The organism is Streptomyces sp. NPDC054847 (genome assembly GCF_053610925.1).
The window spans coordinates 1-5,816 of the sequence record NZ_JBSGZJ010000451.1 but is presented as its reverse complement, the minus strand read 5'-3'; the positions used below and the strand labels follow the sequence as shown (position 1 = coordinate 5,816).

The 5,816-nt window shown below is 73.3% G+C and carries 6 protein-coding genes and 1 pseudogene; 6 read left to right on the top strand and 1 reads right to left on the bottom strand.

From position 1 onward, the window contains the following. Positions 1-156 (top strand): annotated as a pseudogene (locus tag ACWGH4_RS29805) (AraC family transcriptional regulator); the annotation flags it as partial. Here the strand turns inward: ACWGH4_RS29805 and ACWGH4_RS29800 are convergent. Continuing rightward, entirely contained in the window at positions 96-488 is a 393-nt protein-coding gene (locus ACWGH4_RS29800; protein ID WP_453466389.1) for a VOC family protein, read from the bottom strand. The pseudogene ACWGH4_RS29805 and the gene ACWGH4_RS29800 sit on opposite strands and share 61 nt — an antisense overlap. A gap of 111 nt (positions 489-599) precedes the next feature. Here ACWGH4_RS29800 and ACWGH4_RS29795 point away from each other — a divergent pair, with 111 nt between their 5' ends. The 5 genes from ACWGH4_RS29795 (at position 600) to ACWGH4_RS29775 (ending at position 5,755) form a co-directional block, all read left to right on the top strand. After that, positions 600-1,301, top strand: a complete 702-nt coding sequence (locus tag ACWGH4_RS29795) for a response regulator transcription factor (protein ID WP_453466387.1) — start codon at positions 600-602, stop codon at positions 1,299-1,301. Between the two features lie 5 nt (positions 1,302-1,306). After that, on the top strand, positions 1,307-2,422 hold the full coding sequence (locus tag ACWGH4_RS29790; RefSeq protein WP_453466385.1) for a sensor histidine kinase: 1,116 nt from the start codon (positions 1,307-1,309) through the stop codon (positions 2,420-2,422). Between the two features lie 130 nt (positions 2,423-2,552). Continuing rightward, a complete protein-coding gene (locus tag ACWGH4_RS29785) occupies positions 2,553-3,422 on the top strand; it encodes an ABC transporter substrate-binding protein (protein ID WP_453466383.1) in 870 nt (289 codons plus the stop codon). A gap of 234 nt (positions 3,423-3,656) precedes the next feature. Next, complete coding sequence (locus tag ACWGH4_RS29780; RefSeq protein ID WP_453466381.1) at positions 3,657-4,706, top strand: NADP-dependent oxidoreductase; 1,050 nt, start codon at positions 3,657-3,659, stop codon at positions 4,704-4,706. Beyond that, positions 4,703-5,755: an alcohol dehydrogenase catalytic domain-containing protein gene (locus tag ACWGH4_RS29775; protein WP_453466379.1), complete on the top strand. Its 1,053-nt coding sequence runs from the start codon at positions 4,703-4,705 to the stop codon at positions 5,753-5,755. Before ACWGH4_RS29780 ends, ACWGH4_RS29775 begins: the two co-directional genes overlap by 4 nt. Positions 5,756-5,816 lie beyond the last annotated feature (61 nt).

Below are 5,816 nucleotides of genomic sequence, written 5' to 3'. Positions count from 1 at the left end.
GTCCCGTACGGGGACGCCGCGCACCGCGCCGGCTGCGCCGACCAGGCGCACCTCGCCCGGGAGATGCGCGCGCTGGCCGGGATCACACTGGGCGCCTACGAGGCGCTGGCGAAGAGCGAGACGCCGAGCCCGTCGGGGTCGAGGACGACCGCGTAACGCTGGCCCCAGACGGCGTCCCAGGGCTTGAGGTGGCCCCGGTATCCGGCGGCGACGAGTTCGTCGTACAGGGCGTCCACCTCGGCGGGGCTGTCGCAGAGGAACGCCGGCGCCATGCGTTCGCCGCCGGTGGGGCGGGTCCAGTCGGGGTCGAAGGAGCGCACCGTCTCCTCGGTGTCCCACATCAGGCGCAGTCCCCCCGGCAGTACGGCCTCCGCGTGCGGCGCGGAGTCAGCCTCCGCGGGGATGTCGAGACCGAGGCGGCGGTAGAAGGCGAGTGAGGCGGCCATGTCGCTGACGACCAGGCCGATCGCGTCGAAACGTGGAGTCATGCGGACCAACGTAGGGCGGGGCGGGGCCGGTGGTCTTGAACGAATCGGACGTCACGGTTTCGTAAGGCGGCCCGGCCGTAGGAGGTCCCCGCGGGCGAGGACACTGGCTGTATGCAGAGCATTCTGGTCGTGGACGACGACCCGACGGTCGCGGAGGTCGTCACCGGGTACCTGGAGCGCGCGGGTTTCGCCGTGGACCGTGCCGCCGACGGGCCGCAGGCGCTGCGGCTCGCGACCGGGCGGCGGCCCGACCTGGTCGTGCTGGACCTGATGCTGCCGGGCATGGACGGGCTGGAGGTGTGCCGCCGGCTGCGGGCCGGTGAACAGGCGCCCGTACCGGTGATCATGCTCACGGCGCGGGGCGACGAGGACGACCGCATCCTCGGCCTCGAGGTCGGCGCGGACGACTACGTGACCAAGCCGTTCAGCCCGCGGGAGCTGGTGCTTCGGGTCGAGTCGGTGCTGCGCAGGGGCGGCGGGGGAGCGGGGGAACGGCGTGCCGGGCCGGAGCTGGCGGCGGCGGGCATCGTCCTCGACCCGGGTGCCCGGCGCGCGACGAAGGACGGGCATGAACTGGCGCTGACACTGAGGGAGTTCGACCTGCTGGCCCATCTGATGCGGCACCCGGGCAGGGCGATCGGCCGTGAGCGGCTGATGCAGGACGTGTGGGGCTGGGAGTTCGGCGACCTGTCGACCGTGACCGTCCATGTGCGCCGCCTGCGCGGCAAGATCGAGGACGACCCGGCCCGGCCGAAGCTGATCCAGACGGTATGGGGAGTCGGTTACCGCTTCGACTCGCCGGAAGAGGGCTGATCGCCGTGCGGGACATGCTGCTCATCGCGTTCTACGCCCTGATGGGCGCCGCGGCGGCCGGGATCGTCGGCGCCCTCGTGCTGCGGGTGCTGCGGCACCGTTCCGTCGCGGTGTCGCTGACCGTGGTCGCGGCGGTGACCGTCACCGCCATGCTGGCGGGCACCCTCGCGGTCGCGCAGGCGATGTTCCTGTCACCGCACGACCTGACGGTCGTCACCATGGTCGTGGCCATGGCGGCCGTGGTCTCCCTGGCGACGGCCCTGCTGCTCGGCAGGTGGGTCGTCGCACGCAGCCGTGAACTGGCCCTCGCGGCCCGGTCGTTCGGGGACGGCGGTTCCTTCGCCGCGCCCGGCGTCCCCTCCACGGCCGAGCTGGAGGCGCTCAGCAGGGAACTGGCGGCCACCAGCGACCGGCTCGCCGAGTCCCGGGAACGGGAACGCGCCCTCGAGACGTCCCGGCGTGAGCTCGTCGCCTGGATCTCCCACGACCTGCGCACCCCGCTCGCCGGTCTGCGTGCCATGTCGGAGGCGTTGGAGGACGGCGTCGTCCAGGACCCCGACCGCTACTTCCGCCAGATCCGCACCGAGGTCGACCGGCTCAACTCGATGGTCGGCGACCTCTTCGAGCTGTCCCGCATCCACGCGGGCGCGCTCGCGCTGACCCCGACCCGCATGTCGCTCTACGACCTGGTCGGGGAGGCTCTCGCGGGCGCCGATCCGCTGGCCCGTGAGCACGGCGTGCGTCTGGTCGGCGACGGCGTCGAACCGGTCCCGGTCGAGGTGGACGGCAAGGAGATGACGCGGGTCCTCGCCAATCTGCTGGTGAACGCCATCCGCCGGACCCCTGCCGACGGCACGGTCGCCGTCGCCGCGGAACGGCGTGAGGACCGGGTGGTCGTCTCCGTCACCGACGGCTGCGGAGGCATCCCCGAGGAGGATCTGCCCCGCGTGTTCGACACGGGCTGGCGCGGCTCCGAGGCCCGTACGCCGCCGGCCGGCGCGGGGCTCGGACTGGCCATCGTCCGCGGGATCGTCGAGGCGCACGCGGGCCACGCGGAGGTGAGCAACGTGAGCGGTGGCTGCCGCTTCGAGGTGTCCCTGCCCGCCGCCGCGCCGCGCTGACCCGGCCAGGCTCCCCGGGGGCGAAACAGCGCCGCCCGTGAGGCGTGAGGCGGCGGGCGGTGGGGCAGTCACACGTCGATGACCGGAGCGACACCACCGAACGACCGCTCGACGTGGGGGGCTTGGCCGCATGGCGCGACAATCGCACTGGGAATTCTTCGACGACCGCGGGCGGCTGGCGTCCGCACCACGCACCCCGGCCCGGCCGGTCACCTATATACAGGCGGGCGCCGCGCTGTTCGACCACGGGCTCCTGCCGGCCGGCGTGTTCGGCTCCGCCCACGACGGCGCGGGCCCCGACCCGGCCAAGGCGGGTGACCTGCCGCTGACCGACGTGAGCTACCTCGGGTCCGGCCCGGGTGTCGACGCGGACGCCGTGCTGGCGGCCGGTCCCGACCTGGTGGTGGCCGTGACGTACGGCTCCGACCAGATCTACGGCCTCGATCCGGACACGGCCAAGTACCTGGAGGAACGCGTCCCGGTCGTCGTGCTCGACGTCGGCCAGGGGCGTTCGTTCGACGAGGTGCGTGGGCGGTTCGACGAGCTGGCGCGCTCCCTCGGCGCGGCGCCCGAGCCGTCGGCCGCGGCCGGACTCGAAGCGGCGCGGGGGCGGTTGGGCGCCGCCGCGGCCGGAGCGGCCGGGGTGCGGGTCCTGGCCCTGTCGCCCGCGGGCCAGGACAGCGTCCATCTGGCCAGGCCCGGCGCCTGGTCCGATCTGCGGGCCCTGTCGGCGTGCGGCGTCGGCCTGGCAGAACCGGAAGCGGGCGCCGGGGTCAACTGGTCCACCACCGACTGGGCCGCCGCCGCCCGGCTGGAACCGGACGTGGTCCTGGTGGACGTGCGGGCCAACGCCTTCCCCGTCGAGCGGCTGCGGGGGGCAGCGGACTGGGACGCACTCCGGGCCCGCGCCAGGCTCATGCCGTGGAATCCGGAGATCCCGCCCAGCGCGCCGGCGCACACACGCTTCTTCGATGCGGTCGCCGACGTCCTCGGGGCGTAGCGGGCCCGGCCGTTCGGCGGGCTGCGCCGCCCCGGCCCCCGGCGGCCGGATGGCGTCGGCTGCGGCGTACGTCGCACCCGGCGGCTCTTGCCCCCGGCGGGGCGGGGCCGTACGCTCACGGCGACGTACCGACTAGCCGGTATGCGCCGGTGGTGCGTCGGTACGCGGCGACGAACAGCCTGCCGGCTGTGCCCGCCGGCCCGATCCACCAGCCGAACGCAGGAGCAGCCGGAGATGACCACAGCCAACCGCCAGGTACGCCTGGCCGCACGTCCCGCGGGCGAACCGCGCGACACCGACTGGCAGCACGTCGAGGAGCCCGTGGGCGAGCCGGCCGACGGGGAGTTCCTGGTACAGGTCCTGTACCTGTCCATCGATCCGGCGATGCGCGGCTGGATGAACGCCGGCCGGTCCTACATCCGCCCGGTGGAGATCGGCGAGGTGATGCGCGCCGGCGCGGTGGGCCGTGTGACCGCCTCCCGGCATCCCGGCTTCGCCGTCGGCGACCATGTGTCCGGCACGTTCGGCGTGCAGGAGTTCTGCCTCTCCGACGGGCGCGGCGTCACCAAGGTCGACCCGGCCGCGGCGCCCCTGCCGACCTATCTCGGCACGCTCGGCATGTCGGGTCTGACGGCCTACTTCGGCCTCATCGACATCGGACGTCCCGAGCCGGGCCAGACCGTCGTGGTCTCCGGTGCGGCCGGAGCCGTCGGCAGCATCGTCGGCCAGATCGCCAAGATCCTGGGCTGCCGTGTCATCGGCATCGCCGGCGGTGAGCGCAAGTGCCGGATGGTGGTCGACGAGTTCGGGTTCGACGCCGCTATCGACTACCAGAGCGAGGACGTCCGCAAGGCGCTGCGCGAACACGCCCCCGACGGCGTCGACGTGTACTTCGACAACGTCGGCGGCGACATCCTGGACGCCGTGCTGCTCCGGCTGGCGCGCGGGGCCCGCGTCGTCATCTGCGGTGCGGTCTCCCAGTACAACAGCACCCGGCCGCAGGGTCCCGCCAACTACATGTCGCTGCTGGTCAACCGCGCCTCCATGACGGGCATGGTGGTGTTCGACTACGCCGACCGCTACGCGGAGGGTGTCGCGCAGCTCGCCGAGTGGCGGGCGGAGGGCCGGCTCACGTCGCTGGAGGACGTGGTGCCCGGAGGGGTCGCGGCGTTCCCGGAGACCCTGATGCGGCTGTTCCGCGGCGCGAACCACGGAAAGCTGGTTCTCGAGGTCGCAGCTGGGCAAGGTACAGGCACAGCCATAGGGGAGGGTGGGAGCCGGTGAAGGCGCTGACTTACCAAGGCCGTCATGACATCCGCTACGAGGAGGTCCCCGACCCGGTCGTGGCGAGCCCCACGGACGCGGTCGTCAAGGTCACCGCGGCCGGAATCTGCGGCAGCGATCTGCACATCTACGGCGGCAACCCGTTCAGCCCGGAGGTCGGCTACACCCCGGGACACGAGTGCGTCGGCGTGGTCGTCGAGACCGGTGACCAGGTCAGCCGCTTCAGGCCCGGTGACCGGGTCATGCTTCCCGCGTCGGTCGGCTGCACCCTGTGCCCGACCTGCGCGGCCGGGTTCACCGCCCGGTGCGAGCGCGCCAAGAGCATGACCGACCTCTGCTACGGCGTGAGCCCGCAGCTCCCGGGCAGCCAGGCCCAGGCCCTTGCGGTGCCCTACGCCGACGTCAACCTGGTGCGCCTGCCGGAGGACATCTCCGACGAGGCCGCCGTGGTCCTCACCGACAACGCGCCCACCGCCTGGTACGGCTGCCGCCGCGCCCGGATCGGCCCCGGCGAGACGGTGCTCGTCATCGGCCTCGGCCCGGTGGGCCTGATGGCCGCCCAGTCCGCGTTCGCCATGGGCGCCGCTCGGGTGCTGGGTGTGGACCTGGTCGCGGAGCGCCGTGCCTTCGCCGCCACGATGGGCGTCGAGCCGGTCGAGGACGAGGACGCCCGGGGGGCCGTGCGCGACATGACCGGGGGGCGGGGACCGGACGCCGTGGTGGAGGCCGTGGGCTCGGACGCCTCTATCCAACTCGCTCTCAAGGCGGTGCGGCAGGCAGGACGCGTCAGCGTCGTCGGGGTCAGCCAGAACGAGGCCTTCCCCTTCCACATGGGGCTGGCCCAGGTCAAGGAGCTGGAGTTCGCCATCGGCCTGTGCTCGGTCCACTACGAGCTGCCGGTCCTGATGTCCCTGACCCAGGCAGGCCGGATCACCCCGGAAGCCGTGGTCTCGCACCGCTTCGCGCTCTCGGAGGGGCCCGCGGCGTACGAGCTGTACAGCAGCCGCGCCGACGGGGTCCACAAGATCGTTCTCGATCCGTCCCGTTGATCGCTCCCGACGCCCCCGCGCCGGCCGTCCCTGGCCCCGCGGCGGCGTCGCTGCCCATGGG

What these genes read in the sequence shown, in the direction of transcription:
- ACWGH4_RS29780 (WP_453466381.1), top strand. Translation starts at nt 3,657, where the DNA reads ATGACCACAGCCAACCGCCAGGTACGCCTGGCCGCACGTCCCGCGGGC.
- ACWGH4_RS29800 (WP_453466389.1), bottom strand. Translation starts at nt 488, where the DNA reads ATGACTCCACGTTTCGACGCGATCGGCCTGGTCGTCAGCGACATGGCC.
- ACWGH4_RS29795 (WP_453466387.1), top strand. Translation starts at nt 600, where the DNA reads ATGCAGAGCATTCTGGTCGTGGACGACGACCCGACGGTCGCGGAGGTC.
- ACWGH4_RS29785 (WP_453466383.1), top strand. Translation starts at nt 2,553, where the DNA reads ATGGCGCGACAATCGCACTGGGAATTCTTCGACGACCGCGGGCGGCTG.